At 71.0% G+C, this 26227-nt stretch carries 23 protein-coding genes; 19 read left to right on the top strand and 4 right to left on the bottom strand.

Annotated elements, in window-relative coordinates:
* Positions 1-22: 22 nt before the first annotated feature.
* Both HQ603_RS14065 and HQ603_RS14060 read right to left on the bottom strand, forming a co-directional pair.
* A complete protein-coding gene (locus HQ603_RS14065) occupies positions 23-1057 on the bottom strand; it encodes a DoxX family membrane protein (protein ID WP_222685137.1) in 1035 nt (344 codons plus the stop codon).
* Positions 1058-1218: 161 nt separating this feature from the next.
* Positions 1219-1905: an MBL fold metallo-hydrolase gene (locus HQ603_RS14060; protein ID WP_222685136.1), complete on the bottom strand. Its 687-nt coding sequence runs from the start codon at positions 1903-1905 to the stop codon at positions 1219-1221.
* A gap of 200 nt (positions 1906-2105) precedes the next feature.
* On the opposite strand from HQ603_RS14060, the gene uvrA reads away from it, so the two are divergent.
* Positions 2106-5018 carry an excinuclease ABC subunit UvrA gene (gene uvrA / locus HQ603_RS14055; protein ID WP_222685135.1) on the top strand — a complete coding sequence of 971 codons (2913 nt, stop codon included), beginning with the start codon at positions 2106-2108 and terminating at the stop codon, positions 5016-5018.
* A 19-nt stretch (positions 5019-5037) separates the two neighbouring features.
* On the opposite strand, the gene HQ603_RS14050 is transcribed toward uvrA, so the two are convergent.
* On the bottom strand, positions 5038-5424 hold the full coding sequence (locus tag HQ603_RS14050) for a DUF1844 domain-containing protein (RefSeq protein WP_222685134.1): 387 nt from the start codon (positions 5422-5424) through the stop codon (positions 5038-5040).
* Positions 5425-5805: 381 nt separating this feature from the next.
* Between HQ603_RS14050 and infC the strand changes: the two genes are divergently transcribed.
* The 18 genes from infC to tyrS all read left to right on the top strand — a co-directional run bounded on the left by infC (position 5806) and on the right by tyrS (position 25661).
* A complete protein-coding gene (infC, locus tag HQ603_RS14045) occupies positions 5806-6453 on the top strand; it encodes a translation initiation factor IF-3 (protein WP_222685212.1) in 648 nt (215 codons plus the stop codon).
* 73 nt (positions 6454-6526) lie between these two features.
* Complete coding sequence (gene rpmI / locus HQ603_RS14040) at positions 6527-6721, top strand: 50S ribosomal protein L35 (RefSeq protein ID WP_068101631.1); 195 nt, start codon at positions 6527-6529, stop codon at positions 6719-6721.
* 50 nt (positions 6722-6771) lie between these two features.
* Positions 6772-7158 (top strand): 50S ribosomal protein L20, encoded by a 387-nt coding sequence (gene rplT / locus HQ603_RS14035; protein WP_222685133.1) that lies wholly within the window; start codon positions 6772-6774, stop codon positions 7156-7158.
* Positions 7155-7991 carry a TrmH family RNA methyltransferase gene (locus tag HQ603_RS14030; protein WP_222685211.1) on the top strand — a complete coding sequence of 279 codons (837 nt, stop codon included), beginning with the start codon at positions 7155-7157 and terminating at the stop codon, positions 7989-7991. The genes rplT and HQ603_RS14030 overlap by 4 nt, the downstream gene beginning before the upstream one ends.
* A 163-nt stretch (positions 7992-8154) precedes the next feature.
* Entirely contained in the window at positions 8155-9174 is a 1020-nt protein-coding gene (pheS, locus tag HQ603_RS14025) for a phenylalanine--tRNA ligase subunit alpha (protein WP_222685210.1), read from the top strand.
* A gap of 70 nt (positions 9175-9244) precedes the next feature.
* Positions 9245-11767, top strand: a complete 2523-nt coding sequence (pheT, locus tag HQ603_RS14020) for a phenylalanine--tRNA ligase subunit beta (RefSeq protein ID WP_222685132.1) — start codon at positions 9245-9247, stop codon at positions 11765-11767.
* Between the two features lie 44 nt (positions 11768-11811).
* The gene (gene argC / locus HQ603_RS14015) at positions 11812-12855 is read left to right on the top strand and encodes an N-acetyl-gamma-glutamyl-phosphate reductase (RefSeq protein WP_222685131.1); all 1044 of its coding nucleotides are present in this window, start codon (positions 11812-11814) and stop codon (positions 12853-12855) included.
* A complete protein-coding gene (gene argJ / locus HQ603_RS14010; protein WP_222685130.1) occupies positions 12852-14060 on the top strand; it encodes a bifunctional glutamate N-acetyltransferase/amino-acid acetyltransferase ArgJ in 1209 nt (402 codons plus the stop codon). The genes argC and argJ overlap by 4 nt, the downstream gene beginning before the upstream one ends.
* A gap of 29 nt (positions 14061-14089) precedes the next feature.
* On the top strand, positions 14090-14986 hold the full coding sequence (argB, locus tag HQ603_RS14005) for an acetylglutamate kinase (RefSeq protein ID WP_222685208.1): 897 nt from the start codon (positions 14090-14092) through the stop codon (positions 14984-14986).
* Positions 14983-16191 carry an acetylornithine transaminase gene (locus tag HQ603_RS14000; protein ID WP_222685129.1) on the top strand — a complete coding sequence of 403 codons (1209 nt, stop codon included), beginning with the start codon at positions 14983-14985 and terminating at the stop codon, positions 16189-16191. Before argB ends, HQ603_RS14000 begins: the two co-directional genes overlap by 4 nt.
* Positions 16188-17117 carry an ornithine carbamoyltransferase gene (argF, locus tag HQ603_RS13995; protein ID WP_222685128.1) on the top strand — a complete coding sequence of 310 codons (930 nt, stop codon included), beginning with the start codon at positions 16188-16190 and terminating at the stop codon, positions 17115-17117. The genes HQ603_RS14000 and argF overlap by 4 nt, the downstream gene beginning before the upstream one ends.
* Positions 17114-17638: an arginine repressor gene (locus HQ603_RS13990; protein WP_308126535.1), complete on the top strand. Its 525-nt coding sequence runs from the start codon at positions 17114-17116 to the stop codon at positions 17636-17638. Before argF ends, HQ603_RS13990 begins: the two co-directional genes overlap by 4 nt.
* A gap of 59 nt (positions 17639-17697) precedes the next feature.
* The gene (locus HQ603_RS13985; RefSeq protein WP_222685126.1) at positions 17698-18924 is read left to right on the top strand and encodes an argininosuccinate synthase; all 1227 of its coding nucleotides are present in this window, start codon (positions 17698-17700) and stop codon (positions 18922-18924) included.
* Positions 18921-20369, top strand: a complete 1449-nt coding sequence (argH, locus tag HQ603_RS13980) for an argininosuccinate lyase (protein ID WP_222685125.1) — start codon at positions 18921-18923, stop codon at positions 20367-20369. The genes HQ603_RS13985 and argH overlap by 4 nt, the downstream gene beginning before the upstream one ends.
* Positions 20370-20506: 137 nt before the next feature.
* Entirely contained in the window at positions 20507-23491 is a 2985-nt protein-coding gene (locus tag HQ603_RS13975) for an AMP-binding protein (protein WP_222685124.1), read from the top strand.
* 33 nt (positions 23492-23524) lie between these two features.
* A complete protein-coding gene (locus HQ603_RS13970) occupies positions 23525-23746 on the top strand; it encodes a Trm112 family protein (RefSeq protein ID WP_222685123.1) in 222 nt (73 codons plus the stop codon).
* 8 nt (positions 23747-23754) lie between these two features.
* Positions 23755-24396 carry a DNA-3-methyladenine glycosylase gene (locus HQ603_RS13965; RefSeq protein ID WP_222685206.1) on the top strand — a complete coding sequence of 214 codons (642 nt, stop codon included), beginning with the start codon at positions 23755-23757 and terminating at the stop codon, positions 24394-24396.
* Positions 24393-25661 carry a tyrosine--tRNA ligase gene (gene tyrS, locus HQ603_RS13960; RefSeq protein WP_222685122.1) on the top strand — a complete coding sequence of 423 codons (1269 nt, stop codon included), beginning with the start codon at positions 24393-24395 and terminating at the stop codon, positions 25659-25661. The genes HQ603_RS13965 and tyrS overlap by 4 nt, the downstream gene beginning before the upstream one ends.
* A 381-nt stretch (positions 25662-26042) precedes the next feature.
* Here tyrS and HQ603_RS13955 read toward each other — a convergent pair.
* Positions 26043-26227: hypothetical protein (locus HQ603_RS13955; RefSeq protein WP_222685121.1), on the bottom strand; the 185-nt coding region annotated here is incomplete at its 5' end.

The raw sequence follows: 26227 nt of genomic DNA, 5'->3' as shown, positions 1-26227 counted from the left end.
CGAGCGGGACGTGCCGGGAAGATCAGACGTACTGGTGCACGGTGCTCTCGATCTGTGCCCGTGCGGACTTGGCACGCTTCTCCGCGTCCTTCAGCGACGACTGGAGCTGCTTCTGCGCGTCCTTGCTCGCCGAGGCGTACTTCTTCTTGTAATCCTTGCGCGCCTGCTCGAGCTGCTTGCGAGCTTCCTTGCGCTGCTTCTTGGTGGCCTTGCGGGCCTTCTTGCCGTAGTCGTCCAGTAGGTCGGATCCGTCCTTGCGGGCCCGCTCCGCCAGGTCCGCACCGCGGGCGACGGCCACGTCGGCGTACTTGCTGCCCTTGTCCTGGGCGACTTCGGCGAGGTCGGCGGCGCGCGCGGCCGCGAGATCGGCCCACTTGGAGCTGCGCTCCTTGGCCAGCTCGGCGAGCTTGCCGCCGCGGTCCTGCGCAACGTTCGCGAGCACGGCCGCCTGCTCGGCACCCCTGTGGGCGGCGACCTCGGCGTAGGGCTGCACGCGCTCGGCGGCGACGCCGGCCAGCTCCTTGGCCTTGTGGCCGGCGGACGCCAGGGTGTCCGAGGTGTCGGACGACGACGCGAGGGGGAGTGCCCCGGCGACGGCGACCTTGGCGTTGCGCGCGGCGCGCTTGCTGCGCCACGCCACCGACGGCTTGCCCTCGGTGTCGACGGCGGCGATGAGCAGACCGCCGAGCAGGCTGACGTTCTTGAGGAACTGCGTCCGCTGCAGCGCCTTCGCCTCCGGGTCGGTCTCCTCCCAGAACGCGTGGCCGGCGAGCGTCGTCGGGACCAGGCTGCCCGCGAGCACGGCCGACGCGATACGCGGCGCCTTGCCGGTGGCCAGCAGAACACCGCCGCCGATCTGGATCGCCGCGTTGATCTTCACGAGCGTCTCGGGATCGTCGGGAACGTTCTGGGTGACCTCGTCGGGGAGCACGTCCTGGCTCTTGTCGATCAGCGGCTTCGCGGCCTTGGCTCGGCCGGACGGGTTGCGCAGTGCGTCCACGCCCCCCGCGACGAAAATGGATGCGAGCATCGGTCGGGCGATCCGGCGGACAATCACTGAGCCTCCTGCAGAACGGCGGTTGGGGACGGTGGAACTGTGCGCGAACGGCCGCCGACGAGGGCGACCGGTCCGCATCACCGGTAGCAGTACCCCCGGGGGCCCCGGGTCAATCCCCGCGACGGGGGTGGACTGCTCGGTGTTCGTGACGTCTCACCGGATCACCAGCCGCGCTCTCGCCACTCGGCGAGATGGGGGCGTTCCGCGCCGAGGGTGGTGTCCTTGCCGTGTCCGGGATAGACCACGGTGGAGTCGTCGTACCGGGCGAACAGTTTGGTCTCGACGTCGTTCAGCAGCGAGGCGAAGTTCTCGGGGCCGTCGGTCTTGCCGACACCACCCGGGAACAGCGAGTCGCCGGTGAAGAGGTGGACGCGGCCGTCGGCCGGGTCGGTCACCGCCAGCGCGATCGAGCCCGGCGTGTGGCCGCGGAGATGGATCACGTCGACGTCCACGTCGCCGACCGTCACGCGGTCGCCGTCGTGGAGCAGGGTGTCGGGAGCGACGGGCAGCGGATCCGCGTCGAGGGGGTGCGCCGCGGTCGGGGCCGCCGTCGCTTCGACGACCTCCGCGAGGGCCTGCCAGTGATCGGGGTGCTGGTGGGTGGTGACGATCAGCTCGACGCGCGGTGCGACGGCGTCGACGAGGGCGCGCAAGACCTCGGCGTCGTTGGCCGCGTCGACGAGCAGCGACGCGCCCGTGCGGGAACAGACGAGCAGATAGGCGTTGTTGTCCATCGGGCCCACCGACGTCTTGACGATCGAGGCGTGCGACAACGCTCGACGGTGCGCACCGCCGTCGGACACGTCACCGGTGTAGTCGTCGGACACGGCGCGTTCGGGGGAAGTCATGAGCGTGAGATTACCCACGCCGGGCTCGCCGAACAGCGGGCCGCAGCCGGACGAGGGACGACCGTGTCGGTGGTCCGGCTTATGGTCGGGGGCGGTGCCCGGCGCCGAATGCGGTTCCGGACGATCGCGACGCATCGCACGCGGGTAAGCGACAGCACAGACAGCACGGCCGTGGGCCGTGCGAGACGAGAGGACGGACCGTGGCGGATCGCCTGGTCGTGCAAGGCGCACGCGAGCACAACCTGAAGGGCGTCGACGTCGACCTGCCCCGAGACAGCCTGATCGTGTTCACGGGCCTGTCCGGATCGGGCAAGTCGTCGCTCGCCTTCGACACGATCTTCGCCGAGGGCCAGCGCCGGTACGTCGAGTCGCTCTCCGCCTACGCCCGCCAGTTCCTGGGTCAGATGGACAAGCCCGACGTCGACTTCATCGAGGGCCTGTCCCCGGCGGTGTCCATCGACCAGAAGTCGACCAACCGCAACCCGCGGTCGACGGTCGGCACCATCACCGAGGTCTACGACTACCTGCGTCTGCTCTACGCCCGCGCCGGCACGGCGCACTGCCCGCAGTGCGGCGAGCGCATCGCCAAGCAGACCCCGCAGCAGATCGTCGACCAGGTGCTGGCCATGGAGGAGGGTCTGCGCTTCCAGGTGCTCGCACCCGTGGTCCGGACCCGCAAGGGCGAGTTCGTCGACCTGTTCGAGCAGCTGAACACGCAGGGCTACTCCAGGATTCGGGTGGACGGCACGGTGCACCAGCTGACCGACCCGCCCAAGCTCAAGAAGCAGGACAAGCACGACATCGAGGTGGTCGTCGACCGCCTGACGGTCAAGGCGTCGTCGAAGCAGCGGTTGACCGACTCGGTCGAGACGGCGCTCCGGCTCGCCGACGGCATCGTGGTGCTCGACTTCGTCGACCGGGAGGAGAACGCCGCCGACCGCGAGCGACGGTTCTCCGAGCGTCTCGCCTGTCCCAACGGCCACGCGCTGTCCATCGACGAGCTCGAGCCGCGGTCGTTCTCCTTCAACTCGCCCTACGGTGCGTGCCCCGAGTGCGCCGGGCTCGGCGTGCGCAAGGAGGTCGACCCCGACCTCGTCGTGCCCGATCCGGATCTCTCCCTGGCGGACGGTGCCATCGCGCCCTGGTCGATGGGACAGACGTCGGAGTACTTCGGCCGGTTGCTCGGCGGCCTAGCCGACGCGATGGGCTTCGACATCGACACCCCGTGGCGCAAGCTCCCGGCGAAGGTCAAGCGCGCGGTGCTCGAGGGCAGCGAGCATCAGGTGCACGTCCGGTACAAGAACCGGTACGGCCGGACGCGCAGCTACTACGCGGAGTTCGAGGGCGTCATGCCCTTCCTGCATCGCCGGATGGACCAGACCGAGTCCGACGCCATGAAGGAGCGCTACGAGGGCTACATGCGCGAGGTCGCCTGCCCGGTGTGCGACGGTGCCCGGCTGCGTCCGGAGATCCTGTCGGTCAGTATCACCGCGGGCGACTTCGGAGCTCTCTCCGTCGCGCAGGTGTGTGCGCTGTCGATCGCGGACTGCGCGCGGTTCCTCGACACGCTCACGCTCGGAACGCGCGAGGAGGCGATCGCGGGCCAGGTGCTGAAGGAGATCCAGGCGCGTCTGGGCTTCCTGCTCGACGTCGGCCTCGAGTACCTCACCCTCTCGCGCGCGGCCGGCACGCTGTCCGGCGGCGAGGCGCAGCGCATCCGTCTGGCGACGCAGATCGGCAGTGGGCTGGTGGGCGTGCTCTACGTGCTGGACGAGCCGTCCATCGGACTGCACCAGCGGGACAATCGCCGCCTCATCGACACCCTGACCCGGCTGCGCAACCTGGGCAACACCCTCATCGTCGTCGAGCACGACGAGGACACCATTCGCACCTCCGACTGGGTGGTCGACATAGGCCCGCTCGCGGGCGAGCACGGCGGTCGCGTCGTGCACAGCGGCACCTACAAGGAGTTGCTGGAGAACCCGGAGAGCCTCACCGGCGCCTACCTGTCCGGCCGGTCCGCCATCGCCGTCCCCGAGACCCGCCGCGCCGTGGATCCGAAGCGCAAGGTCACGGTGGTGGGCGCGCGCGAGCACAACCTGCGCGGCATCGACGTGAGCTTCCCGCTGGGCGTGCTCACCTCCGTGACCGGGGTGTCCGGATCCGGCAAGTCGACCCTGGTCAACGACATTCTGGCGACCGTCATGGCCAACAAGCTCAACGGCGCGCGGCAGGTGCCGGGGCGCCACACCCGCATCAACGGGCTCGATCAGTTGGACAAGCTCGTGCGCGTCGACCAGTCACCGATCGGGCGCACGCCGCGGTCCAACGCAGCCACGTACACCGGCGTCTTCGACAAGATCCGGACGCTGTTCGCGGCGACCACCGAGGCCAAGGTGCGGGGCTACCAACCCGGCCGCTTCTCCTTCAACGTCAAGGGCGGCCGGTGCGAGGCGTGCTCCGGCGACGGCACGCTGAAGATCGAGATGAACTTCCTACCGGACGTCTACGTGCCGTGCGAGGTGTGCCACGGGGCCCGGTACAACCGGGAGACCCTCGAGGTCCACTACAAGGGCAAGACCATCGCCGAGGTGCTGAACATGCCCATCGAGGAGGCGGCGGACTTCTTCGAGCCGATCACCTCGATCCACCGCTACCTCAAGACGCTGAACGAGGTGGGGCTGGGGTACGTGCGTCTCGGTCAGCCGGCCACCACCCTGTCCGGTGGTGAGGCCCAGCGCGTCAAGCTCGCGGCCGAACTGCAGAAGCGCTCGATGGGGCGGACCGTCTACATCCTCGACGAGCCCACCACGGGTCTGCACTTCGAGGACATCCGCAAGCTGTTGCTGGTGATCAACGGTCTGGTCGACAAGGGCAACACCGTGATCGTCATCGAGCACAATCTCGACGTCGTCAAGACCTCGGACTGGGTCATCGACATGGGTCCGGAGGGCGGCTCGGGCGGCGGCACCATGGTCGCCGAGGGCACTCCCGAGGACATCGCCGCGACGCCGGAGAGCTACACCGGGAAGTTCCTGCGCGAAGCGTTGGAGCAGACACCGGCGGCGCCGGCCCCGCGGACGCGCCGCAAGCGCAAGCCCGTCGGGGTCTGATCCCGCCCCGCCGCGACGGTCAGTGAACGGGCCCGGTGTACTTCTCGCCGGGTCCGGCGCCGGGGGCGTCGGGGTGCGCCGACTGCTCGCGGAAGGCGCGCTGGAGGGCCTGCAGGCCCTCGCGGATCGGACCGGCGTGCGGACCGAGGAACTCCACGGACGCGGTCACCAGCCCGGCGAGGGCGGTGATGACCCGGCGCGCCTCGTCCAGGTCCAGGTGGGGGCTGTTCTCGGGGTCCTCGTCGGACAGGCCGAGCTTCTCCGCCGCGGAACTCATCAGCATCACGGCCGACCGGCTGATGACCTCGACGGCCGGGACGTCGGCGAGCTCACGCACGGCCGTGGGCCCGGCGTCGGACGGCTCGGGGGAGGGAACGGGGGTGCCGGTGTCGGCCGCGTCGCTCATGTCCTCACCTTCTCACGCGGCGTCGAGCCGGGTCGGCGGAGGGAACGGACCTGCGTGCGGACCGCCGACACGATTCGGACGAGAGTTCTCCGGGTGCTATCGTTGCCGTACGACCGCCTTCTGGTGACCAGTTCGCCCGGAGGCCGCAAGTGGAGTCCGCCTCCCACCACCGTTCGGTTCGCCGGGCAGTGGTCCGGTCCCACGCACTGCGGTGCGTGACGACGACATCGCTGTCGTCGACGAGCATCCGCTCGGACGGACCGGTCGGCTGGACCCCGCTGTCCACGAGAAATCGTGGCGACGGGGTCTTTCGCGTCGATGGGCCCGAGCACGCTCGGGAATATCCCACCGACTCGTGGTGTCGACGGAAGGCGAGGCGCACTGGCGCCGGTCCGGCACAGTCCGTCACCGCACTACCGAGGAGGCCCCATCAGCACTGAGACTCGCATCAACGATCGCATCCGCGTTCCCGAGGTCCGACTTGTCGGACCGGGCGGAGAACAGGTGGGGATCGTGCGTGTTGAAGATGCGCTACGCCTGGCTCTGGAGGCCGATCTCGATCTGGTCGAGGTCGCGCCCGATGCCCGTCCGCCGGTCTGCAAGATCATGGACTACGGCAAGTTCAAGTACGAGGCAGCGCAGAAGGCTCGTGAGTCGCGCAAGAACCAGCAGCTCACGGTCATCAAGGAGCAGAAGCTCCGCCCCAAGATCGACGATCACGACTACGAGACGAAGAAGGGCCACGTGGTCCGCTTCCTCGAGGCCGGCTCGAAGGTGAAGGTCACCATCATGTTCCGCGGCCGCGAGCAGTCGCGCCCGGAGCTCGGGTACCGCCTGCTGCAGCGTCTGGGTGCAGACGTCGCGGAGTTCGGGTTCGTCGAGACGTCCGCCAAGCAGGACGGCCGCAACATGACGATGGTCCTGGCCCCGCACAAGGGTGCCAAGACCCGCGCCAAGGCCGCCGAGCAGTCGCAGGCACGTCCGGCAGCCCCGGCTGCCCCGTCCGCTTCACCCACGCCGGGCGCGTAGCGCGCCCCGGTCCGTCCACGGTCGACCCGCCCGCTCGGGTGCGGGTCGACGAGCAACACAGAACTGAGGATTCATGCCCAAGTCGAAGACGCACAGTGGTACGTCGAAGCGATTCAAGGTCTCGGGTAGCGGAAAGATCCTGCGCCAGAAGGCCGGACGTCGCCACCTGCTCGAGCACAAGTCCTCGCGTGTCACCCGCCGACTGGACGGCAAGGCCGTCGTGAGCGCGAACGACGTTCCCCGCGTCAAGCGGCTGCTCGGTCTCTGACACCCTCCCACCCGGGCCGGTAACGGCCCCAGATCGACAAGGATTCACCAGTGGCACGCGTCAAGAGGGCGGTCAACGCCCAGAAGAAGCGCCGTTCGATTCTCGAGGCCTCCAGCGGCTACCGCGGTCAGCGGTCGCGCCTGTACACCAAGGCGAAGGAGCAGCAGCTCCACTCGCTCACCTACGCCTACCGGGACCGCCGGGCGCGCAAGGGTGACTTCCGCAAGCTGTGGATCACGCGTATCAACGCGGCGGCCCGCGCGAACGACATCACCTACAACCGCTTCGTCCAGGGTCTGAAGATCGCGGGTGTCGAGGTCGACCGCAAGATCCTCGCTGAGCTCGCCGTGTCCGACGCGGCCGCGTTCACCGGTCTGGTCGAGGTGGCCAAGGCCGCTCTGCCCGCCGATGTGAACCAGCCCGGAGAAGCAGCCTGACCGGCTCCTCCGACGGTTCGACACGACCCGCGGCTCCGCTCACCGAGCGGACACCGCGGGTCGTGTCGGCTGTGAAGCTCCATCGCGGCGTCGAACGACGCCGGACGGGGACGTTCCTCGCCGAGGGCGAGAACGCCGTCACCGAGGCGCTCGGCGCCGGGATGGCCCTGCGCCTCTTCGCGACGGAGCGATGGCTGGACCGCGACGGAGGCCCCGTGGCGACGGCCCGCGCGGCGGGCGTTCCGGTCGACCTCGTGACGGACCGCGCGGCCTCCGCGTTGTCCGACACCGTCACCCCGCCCGGCCTGATCGCCGTCGCCCGCTCCGTCGTCGTGGACACCTCCGACGCCCTCGTCTCGGGCCACCGCCTGGTCGCGATGCCGGTCGAGATCGCCGAACCCGGCAACGCGGGAACCGTCCTGCGGGTCGCGGATGCCGCCGGCGCCGACGCCGTCGTGTTCGCCGGCGACAGCGTGGATCCGCAGAACGGCAAGGCCGTGCGAGCATCCGCGGGCAGCCTGTTCCACCTTCCGGTCGCGCGAGAGCGGTCGATCGACGTTGCCCTCGCCACCGCCCGCGGAGCCGGCCTGACCGTCGTCGCCACCACGGTCGACGGCGAACTCGATCTCGACGACGCCGACGAGGTGCTCGCGAACCCCACGGTCTGGCTCTTCGGCAACGAGGCGCACGGGCTCTCCCGTGAGGTGGCGGCCGCCGCCGACCACCGGGTGTCCATCCCCATCCACGGACGCGCCGAGAGTCTCAATCTCGCGACCGCCGCCACCCTGTGCGTCTACGCCAGCGCACGGGTTCACCGGCGCCGACGATCCTGACGGATGCGGGTGGTGGTGCACCGATCACCTAGGATTTCCCCCCGACGGCACCCCCTCGGGTGGGCTCGACACCAGCGAACACCGGCCGCGACGGTCCGGGAGACAGGGAGACAGCGACGTGGAGCGGGACGAGAACGCGGGTCCGGGCGACGGCGAGCTGCTGATGGACGAGGCCCTGGACGCTGCGGTCGCCGCGGCGCAGGCCGCCTTCGCGGACGCGGGTGACCTCGAGGCGCTCACCGAGGCGAAGACCCGGCACATCGGCGCGAAGGCGCCGCTGGCGCTCGCGCAGCGTGCGTTGGGGCAGCTGCCGAAGTCGGATCGTGCCGATGCGGGCAAGAAGGTCAAGGTGGCGCGGGACCGCGTCAAGGAAGCGCACGACGCGCGCCGTGAGGTGCTCGCCGCCGAGCGCGACGCCGCAGCGCTCGTGGCGGAGGCCATCGACGTCACGCTCCCGGCCGTGCGACGCCCCACCGGAGCCCGCCACCCCATCACGGTGATCGCCGATCAGGTGTCGGACGTGTTCGTCGCCATGGGGTGGGAGGTCGCCGACGGTCCGGAGGTCGAGGCCGAGCACTTCAACTTCGACGCCCTCAACTTCCTGCCGGACCACCCCGCGCGCACCATGCAGGACACCTTCCACGTGGCGCCCGAGGGGTCGCGGCAGGTGTTGCGCACCCACACCTCGCCCGTGCAGGTGCGGTCGATGCTCGAGCGCGAGTTGCCGATCTACGTGGTGTGCCCCGGGCGCACCTTCCGGACGGACGAACTGGACGCCACGCACACCCCCGTCTTCCATCAGGTCGAGGGTCTCGCGGTGGACAAGGGCCTGACCATGGCGCATCTGCGCGGCACCCTGGACGCGTTCGCCCGCGCCCTGTTCGGCCCGGAGACGCGCACGCGGATGCGCCCAAACTACTTCCCGTTCACCGAGCCGTCCGCGGAGGTGGACGTGTGGTTCCCGCGCAAGAAGGGCGGGGCCGGCTGGGTCGAGTGGGGCGGCTGCGGCATGGTCAACCCTCACGTCCTGCGGGCGTGCGGGGTGGATCCCGAGGTCTACAGCGGCTTCGCGTTCGGCATGGGTCTCGAGCGCACGCTGCAGTTCCGCAACGACATCCCCGACATGCGCGACATCGTCGAGGGCGACGTGCGCTTCGGCCTGCCGTTCGGCGTCCAGGGCTGACCCTCCTCGTCCGTCCGCTCCCGATTCACCCGATCCACGCTCCAGCCGATCACGAAAGCGAGCCCCCGCCGTGCGCGTTCCCCAGTCCTGGTTGACCGAGGTGGTCTCGACGGCCGCTCCCGGATGGCGGGTGTCCGCCGCCGACCTCGACGCCGGCTTCGTCCGCGTGGGGTTCGAGATCGAGGACGTGCTGCCGCTGCCCGAGATCACGGGTCCGCTGGTGATCGGCCGTGTCGTCTCCATCGAGGAACTGACCGAGTTCAAGAAGCCGATCCGGTTCTGCCTGGTCGAGGTGGGGGAGGCGGAGCCGCGGGGCATCGTCTGCGGGGCGCGGAACTTCGCCGAGGGTGACCTGGTGGTCGCGGCGCTGCCGGGTTGCGTGCTGCCCGGAGGGTTCGCCATCGCCGCCCGGCAGACCTACGGCCGCACGTCCGACGGCATGATCTGTTCGGTGTCCGAGCTCGGCATCGGGTCCGATCACTCCGGCATTCTCACGCTGCCCGCCGACACCCGGGCGCCCGGCGCGGACGCCGTCGTCACCCCGGGGGACGACGCCCGGGCAGTGCTGGGCACGGACGACACGGTCTTCGACGTCAACGTCACGCCCGACCGCGGGTACGCGCTCAGCGTGCGCGGTCTGGCGCGGGAACTCGCGTGCGGCTTCGACCTCGACTACGCCGACCCGGCGGACGCCCAGCACCCGGTGGTGCCCGCGGCGGCGGCCGACGGTCCCGCATGGGAGGTCGATCTGCGTGCGGAGTCCGGCGCGACCCGCTTCGCCGCCCGCCGTGTGATCGGCATCGACGCGGGCGCGCGCTCGCCGTGGTGGTTGCAGCGCCGACTCCTGCTCGCGGGCGTCCGGCCGATCTCCGCCGCGGTCGACGTCACCAACTACGTCATGCTCGAGCTCGGCCAGCCGCTGCACGCGTTCGACGCCGCGGCGCTGCGTGGGCCGCTGGTGGTGCGTCGTGCTGCGGCTGGGGAGACCCTGCGCACCCTCGACGACGTCGAGCGGACTCTCGACCCCGAGGACGTCGTCATCGCCGACGACTCCGGTGTGGTCTCGCTCGCCGGCGTCATGGGCGGAGCGTCCACCGAGGTGTCGGACGCGACCACCGACGTCGTGCTCGAAGCGGCGATCTGGAGCCCGCTCGCGGTGTTCCGGACCGCCCGTCGGCACAAGCTGCCGAGCGAGGCGAGCCGACGGTACGAGCGTGTCGTCGACTCCGCGCTGCCGGTCCGAGCGCTCGATCGTGCGGCGTCGCTGCTGGTGTCGATCGCCGGGGGCCGCGTGGACTCGACGCTGACCGACGTCGGCGCCGCCGACACGTTCCCCGCCGTGCGGATGGACCTCGACCTCCCGGACCGCGTCGCCGGAGTGCAGTACGCGGCGGGGACCTCGGTCCGTCGCCTGTCGCAGATCGGATGCGACACGCGGGTGGAGGTGTCCGATGCCGGTCGCGGAGTGCTGGTGGTGACCCCACCCACCTGGCGACCGGACCTGACGCAGGCCGCGGACCTGGTGGAGGAGGTGCTGCGGCTCGAGGGACTGGAGAACATCCCGTCCGTGCTCCCCGCGGCACCCGCCGGGCGTGGGCTGACGCCCGTGCAGCGGCGTCGTCGCGCGATCGGTCGGGCGCTGGCCTACACCGGCCACGTCGAGATCCTGGCTCCGGTGTTCCTGCCGGCGGGCGTCTTCGACGTGTGGGGTCTGCCGGCGGACGACACGCGGCGCGTGACCACCACGGTGCTCAATCCGCTCGAGGCGGACCGCCCCGCGCTGGCCACGACGCTGCTCCCCGGCTTGCTGGAGACTCTGCAGCGCAACGTCTCGCGTGGACAGCGCGACCTGTCGCTCTTCTCGATCGCCCAGGTCGTCCTGCCGGGTGAGGGCACCCGCCCCGTCGAGGCGCTGGCGGTGGACCGTCGGCCGACGGAGGAGGAGATCGCCGCGCTGACCCAGTCGTTGCCCGTCCAGCCCGTTCACGTCGGCGTGGTGCTGACCGGTGCGGTCACCGCGTCGGGTCCCTGGGGTCCGGGGCGACCGGCCGAGGCCGCGGACGCGTTCGCGGCCGCGCGGATCGTCGCCGACACGTGCGGCGTCGAGCTCGACCTGCGCGCCGCGCAGCATCTCCCGTGGCATCCGGGCCGGTGCGCGGAGCTGGTGGTCGACGGCGTCGTCGTCGGGCACGCGGGGGAGTTGCACCCGGGCGTGCTCGAGCGGGCGGGACTGCCGCCGCGGACCTGTGCCGTGGAGATGAACCTGGATGCGATCGAGGTTCGGGAGGTGCTGCCGTCTCCCACGGTGTCGCCGTTCCCGGCCGTCCTGCAGGACGTGGCCGTGGTCGTCGACCGGGCGGTGCCCGCGGCGGACGTCGAGCGGGCGTTGGTCGACGGGGCAGGGGATCTGCTCGAGGACATCCGGCTGTTCGACGTGTTCACCGGCGACCAGGTGGGGGCGGATCGGAAGTCGCTCGCGTTCGCCCTGCGGTTCCGGGCGGCCGACCGCACGCTGACCGAGGACGAGGCCAGTGCGGCGCGTGACGCCGCGGTCGCGGCGGCCGCGTCCGCCGTCGGCGCACAGTTGCGGTGAGACCCACGGTCGAATGAGCTTGCACGGTAGTGCATAATCATCACATGACCACCGCACGGACGATCGCCGTCGCCGGAGCGAGCGGCTACGCCGGGGGAGAGATCCTCCGGCTGCTGCTCGGGCACCCGGGCCACCGCGAGGGGAGCCTGACGCTCGGCGCCCTCACCGCCGGTGGGAACGCCGGCACGCTGCTCGGACAGCATCACCCGCACCTGGTCCCGCTCGCCGATCGCGAGCTGAGCGACACCTCGTCGGAGACCCTGGCCGGGCACGACGTGGTGTTCCTCGCCCTGCCGCACGGCAAGTCGGCGGAGATCGCGGCAGCGCTGCCCGAGTCGACGCTGGTCGTCGACTGCGGGGCCGACTTCCGCCTCACCGACGCCGCGGCCTGGGACCGCTGGTACGGCGGCGAGTACGCCGGTCATTGGCCCTACGGCCTCCCCGAGCTCCCCGGCGCGCGGGCCACGCTGTCCACCGCGACCCGGATCGCGGTGCCGGGGTGCTACCCGACGGCGTCGACCCTCGCGATGGCACCGGCGGTGGCCGCCGGCATCGTCTCGCCCGACGTCACCGTCGTCGCCGTCAGCGGCACGTCGGGTGCGGGCAAGTCCGCTCGGGTCGATCTGATCGGCTCGGAGGTCATGGGCTCGGTCCGGCCGTACGGCGTGGCCGGCGCGCACCGGCACACCCCCGAGATCGCCCAGAACCTCGGGGCCATCGCGGGTGCCGAGGTGGCCGTCTCGTTCACCCCCGTGCTGGCCCCCATGCCGCGCGGCATCCTCGCTACGTGCTCCGCCCCCACCACCGCGACCGCCGAGCAGGCTCGCGCGGTGTACGAGGAGTTCTGCGCCGACGAGCCGTTCCTGCACCTGCTGCCGGAGGGATCGTTGCCGCAGACCGGGTCGGTGATCGGGTCCAACGCCGTGCAGCTGCAGGTGGTCGTGGACGCCGACGCCGGCCGGCTGATCGCCTTCGCCGCGATCGACAACCTCACCAAGGGCACGGCTGGTGGCGCCGTGCAGTCCATGAACCTCGCCCTCGGCCTCCCCGAGACCGACGGGCTCTCGACCGTGGGAGTGGCGCCGTGACCGCACAGCCCGGAGTCCTGGTCCGCACCCAGGGCGTGACCTGCGCGGCCGGATTCCGTGCCGCCGGCATCGCGGCCGGGATCAAGGCCACCGGCAAGCCCGATCTCGCGCTGGTGGTCAACGAAGGCCCGGACCACGCGGCGGCGGGAGTGTTCACCACCAACAAGGTCAAGGCCGCGCCGGTGCTCTGGTCGCAGCAGGTACTCAGGTCCGGCGCGCTGCGCGCGGTGGTCCTCAACTCCGGCGGCGCCAACGCCTGCACCGGGGCGCCGGGATTCCAGGACACCCACCGCACGGCCGAACACCTCGCCGGCGTGCTCAGCGACTGGGGCACCGAGACCGGGGCGGGGGAGATCGCGGTCTGCTCCACCGGCCTCATCGGGGACCGGCTCCCCATGGACAGGCTGCTCGCCGGCGTCACCGAGATCGTGCACGAGCTCGCCGGCGGTATCTCCGGCGGCACCGACGCGGCCTACGCGATCATGACGACGGACACCGTCCCCAAGCAGGCCGCCCTCCACCATCCGGGTGGTTGGAACGTCGGCGGCATGGCCAAGGGCGCCGGCATGCTGGCCCCCTCGCTGGCGACGATGCTGTGCGTGGTGACCACCGACGTCGTCGCCACGTCCGAGCAACTCGACGCCGCGCTCCGGCACGCGACGTCGCGGTCCTTCGACCGTCTCGACGTCGACGGCGCGACCTCCACCAACGACACCGTGCTGCTGCTCGCCTCGGGTGCCAGCGGGGTGTCGGCGACGCAGGAGGACCTCGACGCCGCCGTGCTCGCGGTGTGCGATGACCTCGCCGACCAGCTCATGGCCGACGCGGAGGGGGTGACCAAGCGGGTCACCGTCACCGTGCGGGGCGCGCGCAGCGAGGACGACGCCGTCGTCGCGGCTCGGGTGATCGCCCGCGATTCGTTGGTCAAGACGGCCCTCTTCGGCTCGGACCCGAACTGGGGTCGGGTGCTCGCGGCCGTGGGGACGGCGCCGGTGGATATGAAGCCCGACCGGATCTCGGTCTCGTTCCAGGGCCGGCCGGTCTGCGTCGACGGCATGGGCGCACCCGGTGCGCGCGAGGTCGACCTCTCGGCGACCGACATCGCCGTCGACGTCCACCTCGGCGTCGGCGACGCGGCCGCCTCCATTCGCACGACGGACCTCTCGCACGGGTACGTCGAAGAGAACTCGGCGTACTCGTCGTGACGGCGCAGACGGGGCCCGCAGGCGCCGATGTGCAGCCGGGGTCGCTCGGGGCCGCCGAGACGGCACGCGTGCTCGCCGGCGCCCTGCCGTGGCTGCAGCGGTGGTCCGGGCGAATCGTGGTCGTCAAGTACGGCGGCAACGCGATGGTCGACGACACCCTCAAGGCCGCCTTCGCCGCGGACATGGCGTTCCTGCGCACGGTGGGCGTGCATCCCGTCGTGGTGCACGGCGGTGGCCCGCAGATCTCCGCGATGCTCGCCCGGCTCGGACTCGTGGGCGAGTTCCGCGGCGGCTTCCGCGTGACGACGCCCGAGGTCATGGACGTCGTCCGCATGGTGCTGTTCGGCCAGGTGGGCCGCGAGTTGGTCGGTCTGATCAACGCCCACGGGCCGTACGCGGTCGGCATCTCCGGTGAGGACGCCGGACTGTTCACCGCGACGCGGCGGACCGTGCAGGTGGACGGCGTGGCGACGGACATCGGCTTGGTCGGCGACGTCACGAGCGTGAACCCCGACGCGGTGCACGATCTCATCGACGCCGGGCGGATCCCGGTGGTCTCCACCATCGCTCCCGATGCGGACGGCGTGGTGCACAACATCAACGCCGACACCGCCGCGGCGGCTCTCGCCGAGGCGCTGGGCGCGGAGAAGTTGGTGATGCTCACCGACGTCGAGGGCCTCTACACCCGCTGGCCGGACCGCAGCTCGCTCGTCTCCGAGATCGACACCGCCTCGGTGGAGCAGCTGCTGCCGACCCTCGACGCCGGCATGGTGCCCAAGATGGAGGCCTGCCTGCGCGCCGTACGCGGCGGCGTGCCGAGCGCGCACGTCGTCGACGGCCGGACCGAGCACTCGGTCCTGCTCGAACTGTTCACCGGAGAAGGGATCGGAACCATGGTGTCCGACACGACGCGGGTGATCCCGTGACCGCCACCGAGCAGCTTCAGCACCGCTTCGCGGACGCGCTGATGAACAACTACGGCGTGCCCCGCGTGGCCCTGGTGCGGGGCGCGGGCGCCGTGGTGACCGACGCGGACGGCACGGACTACGTCGACTTCCTCGCGGGCATCGCGGTCAACATCCTCGGCCACGCGCATCCGGCCGTCGTCGAGGCCGTGACGACGCAGCTTTCGACCCTCGGGCACACCTCGAACCTCTACGCGTCCGAGCCCTCCGTCGCCCTCGCCGAGCAGTTGCTCCACCACCTCGGTCATGCGCCGGGCACCGATGCGCGCGTGTTCTTCTGCAACTCGGGAACGGAGGCGAACGAGGCCGCGTTCAAGATGGCGCGGCTCACCGGCCGCCCGGGCATCGTCGCCGCGGAGAGGGCCTTCCACGGCCGCACCATGGGGGCGCTGGCGCTCACCGGCCAGCCGGACAAGCGGACGCCGTTCGAGCCGCTGCCGGGCGGGGTCACGCACGTGCCCTTCGGCGACGTCGCCGCGCTCGACGCCGCCGTCGACGAGACCACCGCCGCCGTGTTTCTCGAGCCGATCATGGGCGAGGGCGGCGTCGTCGTTCCCCCGGACGGGTACCTGGCCGCCGCGCGGGAGATCACCGCCGCACGCGGTGCGTTGCTGGTCCTCGACGAGGTGCAGACCGGCATCGGCCGCACCGGGTGGTTCTACGCGCATCAGCGCGACGGCATCGTGCCCGACGTGATCACCCTGGCCAAGGGCCTCGGCGGCGGACTGCCCATCGGCGCCACCATCGGGATCGGCCGCGCGGCCGAGCTGCTCACGCCGGGCAAGCACGGCACGACGTTCGGCGGCAATCCGGTCTGCGCCGCCGCGGCCCTCGCGGTGTTGCGGACGATCGCCGAGGAGGATCTGCTCGGCCGTGCCGACCGGCTGGGCAAGTCCCTCGCCGGGGACATCGAGAACCTCGGTCACCCCTTGGTGAGCCACGTTCGCGGCGCCGGTCTGCTCCTGGGCGTCGTCCTCACCGACCCGGTCGCACCCGAGGTGGAGCGGCTCGCCCGCGGCGCGGGGTTCCTGGTCAACGCGGCCCAGCCCGACGTCGTCCGACTGGCGCCGCCGCTCGTTCTCACCGACGACCAGGCCGCCGCGTTGGTGGCCGCACTGCCGGCGGTCCTCGACGGGGCCGCCGCATCGAAGGAGGCTGCGCAGTGACGGTCCGCCATTTCCTGCGTGACGACGACCTGAGTCCGGCCGAGCAGGCCGAGGTCCTCGCTCTCGCAGCAGAACTCAAGAAGAACCCGTTCTCCCGACGGCCGCTGGAGGGACCGCGCGGCGTCGGCGTCATCTTCGAGAAGAACTCCACGCGCACCCGGTTCTCGTTCGAGATGGGCGTCGCCCAGCTCGGCGGCCACGCCGTGGTCGTCGACGGACGCAGCACCCAGCTCGGCCGGGAGGAGACCCTGCAGGACACCGGGCGCGTCCTGTCCCGGTACGTCGACGCCGTCGTCTGGCGCACCTTCGGGCAGAAGCGGCTCGAGCAGATGGCGACGGGTGCCTCCGTGCCCATCGTCAACGCCCTGTCCGACGAGTTCCACCCCTGCCAGGTCCTGGCCGACCTGCAGACCATCGCCGAACGCAAGGGCGACCCGGCCGGGCTGCGGCTGTCCTACTTCGGTGACGGCGCGAACAACATGGCGCACTCGCTGATGCTCGGCGGTGTCACGGCCGGCATGCACGTCACCGTCGCGGCGCCGGAGGGCTTCCTGCCGGACGCCGACGTCCTCGCGGCGGCCACCACGCGCGCCGCCGAGACGGGCGGGTCGGTGACGGTCACGTCCGATCCGATCGCGGCCGCCACCGACGCGGACGTCCTGGTCACCGACACCTGGACGTCGATGGGTCAGGAGAACGACGGGCTCGATCGCGTCGGTCCGCTGCGGCCGTTCCAGGTGAACGAGGACCTTCTCGCGCGGGCTGCGTCCGACGTGCTCGTCCTGCACTGTCTCCCCGCGCACCGCGGGGAGGAGATCACCGACACCGTGCTCGACGGCCCGCACAGCGGCGTGTGGGACGAGGCCGAGAACCGCCTGCACGCGCAGAAGGCGGTGCTGGTGTGGCTGCTGGAGCAGGCGCGGTGACGTCCCCCGACGCGGCGCCCGAACCGGAATCCCGCGGTCCCGTGACCGCGTCCACGCGCGCGGGTCGGCAGGCGCGCATCGTCGCGCTGCTGGGGGCACACCAGGTGCGGTCGCAGCCCGAGCTGCAGCATCTGCTGGCCGCCGAGGGCATCGAGGCCACCCAGGCCACGCTCTCGCGCGATCTCGACGAACTCGGCGCCGTCAAACTGCGCGGGGCCGACGGCGGTCCGGGGGTCTACCTGGTGCCCGAGGACGGCAGTCCCGTCCGCGGCGTGTTCGGGGGAACCGGACGGGTGTCGCGCCTGCTCGGCGAGCTGCTGGTGTCCACCGACGCCAGCGCCAACCTCGCCGTGCTGCGGACGCCGCCCGGCGCCGCGCACTATCTCGCGAGCGCGTTGGACCGCGCGTCGCTGCCCGACGTCGTCGGGACCGTCGCGGGGGATGACACGATCTTCGTGATCGCCCGCGAACCCCTCACCGGACGCGACCTCGCGGACCGCATCGAACATCTCGCGCACTGACGTTCCGCGACCACGGAATGCGCGCGAACCGAACCACGACACACAAGGAGCACAACCTCATGGCCGAACGCGTCATCCTCGCCTACTCCGGTGGACTCGACACCTCCGTCGCCATCAGCTGGATCGGCCGCGAGACCGGCAAGGAGGTCGTCGCCGTCGCGATCGATCTGGGCCAGGGCGGCGAGGACATGGACGTCGTCCGTCAGCGTGCGCTCGACTGCGGCGCCGTCGAGTCCGTGGTGGTCGACGCCCGCGACGAGTTCGCGGAGGAGTACTGCCTGCCGACCATCCAGTCGAACGCGCTGTACATGGACCGCTACCCCCTGGTTTCGGCGATCAGCCGCCCGCTGATCGTCAAGCACCTCGTCGACAACGCGCGCGCCCACGGCGGCACGGTCGTCGCGCACGGTTGCACCGGCAAGGGCAACGACCAGGTGCGCTTCGAGGTCGGCTTCAACACGCTCGCGCCGGAGCTCGACGTGCTGGCGCCGGTGCGCGACTACGCGTGGACCCGGGAGAAGGCCATCGCCTTCGCCGAGGAGAACGCGATCCCGATCAACGTCACCAAGAAGTCCCCGTTCTCGATCGACCAGAACGTGTGGGGCCGCGCCGTCGAGACCGGATTCCTCGAGGATCTGTGGAACGCGCCGACCAAGGACGTCTACGACTACACCGAGGACCCGACGGCCAACTTCACCGCGCCCGACGAGCTGGTGATCACGTTCGACAAGGGCCGTCCCGTGGCCATCGACGGCCGCCCGGTGTCGGTGCTGGAGGCCATCCAGGAGCTCAACACGCGCGCCGGCAAGCAGGGTGTGGGCCGCCTCGACGTGGTCGAGGACCGTCTGGTGGGCATCAAGAGCCGCGAGGTCTACGAGGCCCCCGGCGCCATGGTGCTCATCCGCGCGCACGAGGAGCTCGAGCACGTCACCCTCGAGCGCGAGCTCGGCCGCTACAAGCGCCACACGGACCAGAAGTGGGCCGAGCAGGTCTACGACGGTCTGTGGTTCTCCCCGCTCAAGAGCGCGCTGGACACCTTCGTCCAGCACACGCAGCAGCACGTCTCCGGCGAGATCCGTCTGGTCCTGCACGCCGGGTCGATCGTGGTGAACGGACGCCGCTCGGGTGAGTCGCTGTACGACTTCAACCTCGCGACGTACGACGCGGGCGACACCTTCGACCAGTCGTCGGCCAAGGGATTCGTGCAGCTGCACGGTCTGTCCTCGAAGATCGCCGCGCGTCGGGATCGCGGCGCCGTCGGCGCGCAGGGACAGTCGGACCTGTGACGGACCAGCCGACGGGCGGGGCCGGGGCCGGGCACGGCACCAACACGGGGGCCCTCTGGGGTGGCCGGTTCGGGTCCGGTCCCGCGGCCGCCATGGCCGCCCTGAGCAAGTCCACCCACTTCGACTGGGTGTTGGCGCCGTACGACGTCCGGGCGTCCAAAGCGCATGCGCGGGTGCTGAACTCGGCGGGACTGCTCACCGCGCCGGACCTCGAGGCGATGCTTGCCGGTCTCGATGCGCTGGCCGCCGACGTCGACTCCGGCGCGTTCGGCCCCGCCGAGTCCGACGAGGACGTCCACGGCGCCCTCGAGCGCGGACTGATCGAGCGCGTCGGGCCCGAACTGGGTGGCCGGCTGCGGGCGGGGCGCTCGCGCAACGACCAGGTGGCCACGCTGTTCCGCATGTGGCTCCGCGACGCGGTCCGCCGCGTGTCGGTCGGCGTGCTCGACGTCGTCGACGCGCTGGCCGGGCAGGCCGCGGCGCATCCCGGCGCCGTGATGCCGGGCAAGACGCATTCGCAGGCGGCGCAACCGGTTCTGCTGGCTCACCACCTGCTCGCGCACGCGCATCCGTTGCTCCGCGACGTCGAGCGGTTCCGGGACTTCGACCGACGGGCGGCGGTGTCGCCCTACGGGTCCGGTGCGCTGGCCGGGTCCTCGCTCGGTCTGTCTCCGGAGAAGATCGCCGCCGAACTGGGCTTCGACGAGTCGGCCGAGAACTCGATCGACGCGACCAGCTCCCGTGACTTCGCGGCGGAGGCCGCGTTCGTCCTCGCGATGACGGCGGTGGACCTGTCCCGTCTCGCCGAGGAGATCGTCTCCTGGAGCACGCCCGAGTACGGCTACGTGACGCTCGCGGACGCCTGGTCCACGGGCAGTTCGATCATGCCGCAGAAGAAGAACCCCGACGTGGCGGAGCTGACGCGCGGCAAGACCGGGCGACTGATCGGGAATCTCGCCGGCCTGCTCGCGACGCTCAAGGCGCAGCCTCTCGCCTACAACCGGGACCTGCAGGAGGACAAGGAGCCGGTCATCGACTCCGTCGCCCAACTCGACCTGTTGCTGCCCGCGCTCAGCGGCCTGATCGGCACGCTCGAGTTCGACACCGACCGCCTCCGCGCGCTCGCTCCCGCGGGCTTCACGTTGGCCACCGACATCGCCGAATGGCTGGTGCGCCAGGGAATCCCGTTCCGGCACGCCCACGAGGTCGCCGGTGCCTGCGTGCGGGTGGCGGAGGAGTCCGGCGTCGAGCTCGACCAGCTCACCGACGAGCAGTTCGCCGCGATCGACCCGGCCCTCGGTCCCGAGGTGCGCAGCGTGCTCACCGTCGACGGATCCATCGCCTCGCGGGACAGTCGCGGCGGCACGGCGCCGGTTCGGGTCGCCGAGCAGCTCGCGGGTGTCCGGGCGCGCGCGGCCCGGCTGCGTGAGTGGCCCGACGCCTGATCCGGCAGAGTCCGGGGGAGACCCCGTGCCGGTGTGAGACGCTGTGATGCGCCCGTCGACGGTGGATCGCCGCGGGTGGTGACCGGTTCGGTGTGAGTGGTTCGGTGCGTGAGTGGTTCGGTGACTGAGGAGTACAGGTGCTGGGTTTCGACACCGGGTCCGTGACGACGTCGCTGCGTCGCGTCGTCGCCACCGCGCAGAACGGGCTCGAGGTTCTCCGCCTCGGCGGACTCGAGACGGACGCCGTGCCGTCGTCGTTCACCGTCGTCGCACGGGATCCGATGTACCGGCTGCGCCGGTACTTCGCCGACGAGAACCCGTCGGGACCGCCGGTGGTGCTCGTCCCGCCCATGATGATGTCCGCGGACGTCTACGACGTGACCCGCGATCAGGGCGGTGTGGGCCTGCTCCACTCCGCGGGCATGGACCCGTGGGTGGTCGACTTCGGGTCGCCCGCCACCGAGGAGGGCGGCTGGAACCGCACCCTCACCGACCACATCGTCGCGATCAGCCAGATCGTCGACCACGTCGCGGAGGAGACCGGCCGCGACGTCCACCTCGCGGGGTACTCGCAGGGCGGGATGTTCTGCTACCAGGCGGCGGCCTACCGGTCGAGTCGGAACATCGCCAGCATCATCACCTTCGGCAGTCCCGTCGACACCCTGGCCGCACTCCCGCTGGGCATTCCGGCCGGGGTGGCGACCCGCGGCGCGGAGTTCCTCGCCGAGCACGTGTTCACCCGGCTGGCCGTGACCGACTGGATGGCCCGCACGGGGTTCCAGTTGCTCGATCCGGCCAAGACCGTGAAGAGCCGTATCGATTTCCTGCTCCAGCTCCACGATCGAGATGCGTTGCTGCCGCGCGAGACTCAGCGGCGATTCCTCGCGATGGACGGGTGGGTCGCCTGGTCCGGGCCCGCGGTGGCGGAACTGCTCACGCAGTTCGTCGTCCACAACCGCATGATGACCGGCGGCTTCTCCATCCGGGGCAAGGTCGTCTCGCTGACCGAGCTGACGGTGCCGATCCTGGCGTTCGTGGGCGAGGTGGACGACATCGGCCAGCCGTTGGCCGTGCGCGGCATCCGGCGCGCCGCACCGCGCGCCGACGTGTACGAGGCGGACCTGCGCGCCGGCCACTTCGGCCTCGTCGTCGGCAGTACCGCGGCCACGCAGACGTGGCCGATCACGTCGGCGTGGATCGACTGGCGCGAGGGACGCGGTCCCCGGCCGCTCGACGTGCGTGCGATGTCCTACGACGACCACCCGCCGTCGGAGAGCGGCGTGTCGGTCAGCGCCCGGCTGGTCCACACGGCGGCCACGATCGCCGAGGTCGGCGTCGGAATCGGACGCGGGGCCGTGTCCGCGGCCGCCGGTGCGGTCCGCGGCTCACGGGAGATCTCCACCGAGGCCGTTCGCACCCTGCCGAAGCTGGCCCGGCTCGGGCAGTTGCAGCCGCATTCGCCGGTGTCGATGGGCCGCCTGCTCGCCGAGCAGAACCGCCGCGCACCGTCGGCGGAATGCTTCGTGTTCGACGACCGGGTGTATTCCTATGCGGCGGTGAACGATCGGATCGACAACGTGGTGCGCGGACTGATCGCGCACGGCATCCGACCCGCGATGCACATCGGCGTGCTGATGGAGACGCGGCCCAGTGCGCTCGCGGCCGTCGCCGCGCTCTCCCGCATCGGTGCCGTGGCCGTGGTGGTGCAGCCGTCGCCGGACGTCGCGGCCGCGTTGCGACTCGGCCGCGCCGAGATGGTGATCGTCGACCCCGACAACCTCGACGCGGCCGTCAACCTGGGCGTCGAGGTGTTGGTGCTCGGCGGCGGCGAGAACCGGACGCTCTCGGTCCCGACGTCGGAGACCGTGGTGGACCTCGAGCAGGTCGATCCGGCGGGCGTCGAGCTGCCGGGGTGGTACGTCCCCAACCCCGGCCGGGCGCGCGAGCTCGGCTTCGTCCTGTTCAGCGGATCCGGGGACACGCTGACGCCGAAGTTCGTCACCAACTACCGGTGGGCGCTCTCCGCGTTCGGTACGGCCGGCTCGGCGGGCCTGTCGCGCAGTGACACCGTCTACTGCCTTGCGCCACTGCATCACTCGGCCGGTCTGCTGGTCGCGGTCGGCGGCGCCCTGGCCGGGGGAGCCCGCATCGCGCTCTCCCGCGGCCTCGATCCGGAGCGATTCGCGGACGAGGTCCAGCGCTACGGAGTGACCGTGGTGTCCTACACCTGGGCCATGATGCGGGACCTGCTCGATCACCCCGACCTGCCCGAACCGCGCCTGCACCCGATCCGGCTGTTCATCGGCTCCGGGATGCCGGTGGGCCTGTGGCGGCGCACGGTCGAGCGTCTCGCTCCGGCGCGGGTGCTGGAGTTCTACGCCTCCACCGAGGGGGACGTGGTGCTGGCCAACGTCGCCGGCGTCAAGATCGGGTCGAAGGGTCGACCGCTGCCGGGCAGCGGACGGGTGGCGTTGGCCGCCTACGATCCCGTGACCGCCCGGTTCCTCACCGACGACGACGGGTTCGTCCGCGAGTGCGCGGACGACGAGCCCGGCGTGCTGCTCGGCCGACCGGGGCTCGACGACGCCAGCGGTTCCTACATGCGGGGCGTGTTCGAGGCAGGGGACGTCTGGACGCCGACCGAGCTGATGTTCCGTCGGGACGAGGGTGGCGACTTCTGGCTGCTGGGCAACAAGCGGTCCGTGGTGATCGCGGCGCGCGGCCCGGTCTTCCCGCAGCCGATCGTCGACGCCGTCTCCACGCTCGACGGCGTGGATCTGGCCGTGATGTACGGCGTGGGCGACCCGGGTGCCCAGTGGGCCGTGTGTGCGGTGACGCTCCGCGACGGTGCGAGCCTCGGCGCACGGGCCGTGACGGACGCGCTGGCGGTTCTGCCCGCGGCGCAGCGACCCGACATCGTGCACGTCGTGCCCGAGATCGCCGTCAGCGCGGCCTTCCGGCCCGTCGACGACGAGCTCCGCGCGGCGGGGATACCGGCGCCGGGGCCGCGGACGTGGTTCGCCGATCGGTCGGGGGAGTACCGCCGGTTGACCAAGGCGGTGGCGGCGGAACGGTTCTCGGTGACGACGGGCGCGTCGTCGGCCGGGCGATCCGGATCGTAGGGTGGCACCATCACCCCGACCACAGGAGTTCCGATGAGTGTCGATGCCCGCCTGCACAGCATCCTGGCGTGTCCGCAGGACAAGGGTCCACTGCTCCTGATCCAGGACGAGTTGCTCTACAACCCGCGGCTCCGCCGGATCTATCCGATCGAGAACGGCATTCCGGTGTTGCTGGTCGACGACGCGCGCGACGCGACCGACGAGCAGCACGCGGACATCGTCGCGCGGGCCACCGAGCCGGAGACCGTCGGCTGACGTCCGCCCTGGAGTCGGTGCTGGCTCGTGCGGACCCGGTCGCCGCGGCTCGTCGCATCCTCGGCGGCGTTCTCCGTCACGGCGACGTCGCCCTGCGCGTGGTGGAGGTCGAGGCCTACGGCGGCGACCCCGCGGGCCCCTGGCCGGATCCCGCCGCGCATTCCTTCCGTGGCCCGACGCCGCGGAACTCCGTGATGTTCGGGCCGGCGGCACGCCTGTACGTGTACCTCAGTTACGGGATGCACCGGTGCGCGAACATCGTGTGCGCGGCGGAGGGCGTCGCCGGCGCCGTGCTGATCCGAGCCGGTGCGGTGGTGGACGGCGACGACACGGTGGCCGCTCGGCGTCCGTCGGCCCCGGGACCCGGCCGGGCACGCGGACCGGGAAACGTGGGGTCCGCGCTGGGGCTGACCCTCGAGCACAACGGTCTGGATCTGTCCTCGCCCGACTCACCGGTGCGGTTCGACCTCGGTGAACCCGTGGACTCCGTCGACGGTCCGCGGGTCGGTGTCAGCGCGGCGGCCGACGTGCCGTGGCGCTTCTGGATCCCGGGCGATCCGGCGGTGTCCGCCTACCGACGGAGTCCGCGCGCGCCCACCAGGGCGGATGTGGTCGACCGAACGCCGATACGGAAAGATCGACGCTCGTGAGCATCATCGAGGAACTGTCCTGGCGTGGGCTGATCGCCCAGTCGACCGACATCGAGGCCCTGACCGAGGCGACGCGTGCGCCCATCACGCTGTACGCGGGATTCGATCCGACCGGACCGAGTCTGCACGCCGGTCACCTGGTGCCTCTGTTGGTGCTCGCCCGGTTCCAGCGCGCCGGACACCGGCCGGTGGTTCTCGCCGGCGGTGCGACCGGACTGATCGGCGATCCGCGGGACGTCGGAGAGCGGACGATGAACGCGGCCGCCACGGTCGCGGAGTGGGCCGATCGTATCCGGGGGCAGCTGTCGAGGTTCGTCGACCTCGACACCGGCTCGCCCGCCGACGCGATCGTGGCGAACAACCTGGAGTGGACGGGCGAGCTCACGGCGATCGACTTCCTGCGCGATCTCGGCAAGCACTTCTCGGTCAACGTGATGCTCGCGCGCGAGACCGTGAAGAAGCGCCTCGAATCGGACGGCATGTCCTACACCGAGTTCAGCTACATGCTCCTGCAGGCGAACGACTACCTGCACCTGCGCCGCGAACTGGGGTGCGTGCTGCAGGTGGGCGGCTCCGACCAGTGGGGCAACATCGTCGCCGGGGTGGACCTGAACCGCCGGGTGGACGCGAAGACTGTGCACGGGATGACGGTCCCGCTGGTGACGGCGGCCGACGGCACCAAGTTCGGCAAGTCCACCGGGGGCGGCAGCCTGTGGCTCGATCCCGAGATGACCTCCCCGTACGCCTGGTACCAGTACTTCGTGAACACCTCCGACGCCGACGTCGTGCGGTACCTCCGGTGGTTCACGTTCCTGGACCGCGACGAGCTGGCCGAGCTCGAGACCGCGACGGCCGAGCGACCGCAGGCGCGGGAAGCCCAGCGACGCCTGGCCGCCGAGATGACGACGCTGGTCCACGGTGCCGAGAACACCGCCGCGGTCGAGTTGGCCAGCCGCGCTCTGTTCGGTCGCGGCGAACTGACCGAGCTCGATGCGTCGACGCTGAGCGCCGCGCTGCGCGAGACCGCGGTCCTCGACGTGGCTGCGGGGGAGCCCCCGACCATCGTCGATCTGCTCGTCGGCACCGGACTCTGCGAGAGCAAGGGAGCGGCCCGGCGGGTGGTCAAGGAGGGCGGCGCGTCGGTGAACAACGTGAAGATCTCGGACGAGGACTGGCGTCCCGACGCCGACGGTTACCTGCACGGGGAGTGGCTGGTGGTGCGGCGCGGGAAGAAGAACATGGCCGGGGCTCGCCGGCAGGGGTGACGCGCCCGGAGCCGACTGGCGGCGGCGGACCGTGGGCGGGGTCACAGCCCCCGTCGGCCGGGGTCGGTGCCCGCGCGCCGACGCGGGTGGTTCTCCGACCTGCGGCAACAGACCGTGGACGCCGGTTCGACCAGCGGATTTGACGCACAGTTATCCGGCGCGTAACTTTTGTCGAGTCAGAGCGAGACGGACACGGAGTGCGAGCCGCAAGGCCGCCGCCGAGCCGGTTCTGACACCCTGATCGAGTCCGCTACGAGGGTCCTTGACCCTCCACTCGGACTACGGTTAGTCTGGAACGGTTGCCCCGGATCCGGTTCACGTTGGTGGGTCGGTGGTGGTGTGCGTGTGTTCTTTGAGAACTCAACAGTGTGTCGATGAATGTCAGTGCCAATTTTTTGGTTCCGGTTCTTCTCCTTCTTCCCGTCGGGGGAGGATCGGTTTTGTCAGTACATTTTTGTGTGCTGGCGTGAGTTTTATTGCTGGATTTGGCTCTCTAGTTTTCATTGGCTGCTCGGTTTCTGCTGGGTGGTCGATAAGAGTCTTCAACGGAGAGTTTGATCCTGGCT

It is taken from the genome of Rhodococcoides corynebacterioides (assembly GCF_019834675.1).
GTDB classification, from domain to species: domain Bacteria; phylum Actinomycetota; class Actinomycetes; order Mycobacteriales; family Mycobacteriaceae; genus Rhodococcoides; species Rhodococcoides corynebacterioides_A.
This window is presented reverse-complemented; position numbering and strand designations above follow the sequence as displayed.

Excerpts from the sequence above, each read along its gene's own strand:
- HQ603_RS14060 (WP_222685136.1), bottom strand. The coding sequence starts at position 1,905 with ATGACTTCCCCCGAACGCGCCGTGTCCGACGACTACACCGGTGACGTG.
- HQ603_RS14050 (WP_222685134.1), bottom strand. The coding sequence starts at position 5,424 with ATGAGCGACGCGGCCGACACCGGCACCCCCGTTCCCTCCCCCGAGCCG.
- rpmI (WP_068101631.1), top strand. The coding sequence starts at position 6,527 with ATGCCCAAGTCGAAGACGCACAGTGGTACGTCGAAGCGATTCAAGGTC.
- pheS (WP_222685210.1), top strand. The coding sequence starts at position 8,155 with ATGGACGAGGCCCTGGACGCTGCGGTCGCCGCGGCGCAGGCCGCCTTC.
- argC (WP_222685131.1), top strand. The coding sequence starts at position 11,812 with ATGACCACCGCACGGACGATCGCCGTCGCCGGAGCGAGCGGCTACGCC.
- HQ603_RS13985 (WP_222685126.1), top strand. The coding sequence starts at position 17,698 with ATGGCCGAACGCGTCATCCTCGCCTACTCCGGTGGACTCGACACCTCC.
- HQ603_RS13970 (WP_222685123.1), top strand. The coding sequence starts at position 23,525 with ATGAGTGTCGATGCCCGCCTGCACAGCATCCTGGCGTGTCCGCAGGAC.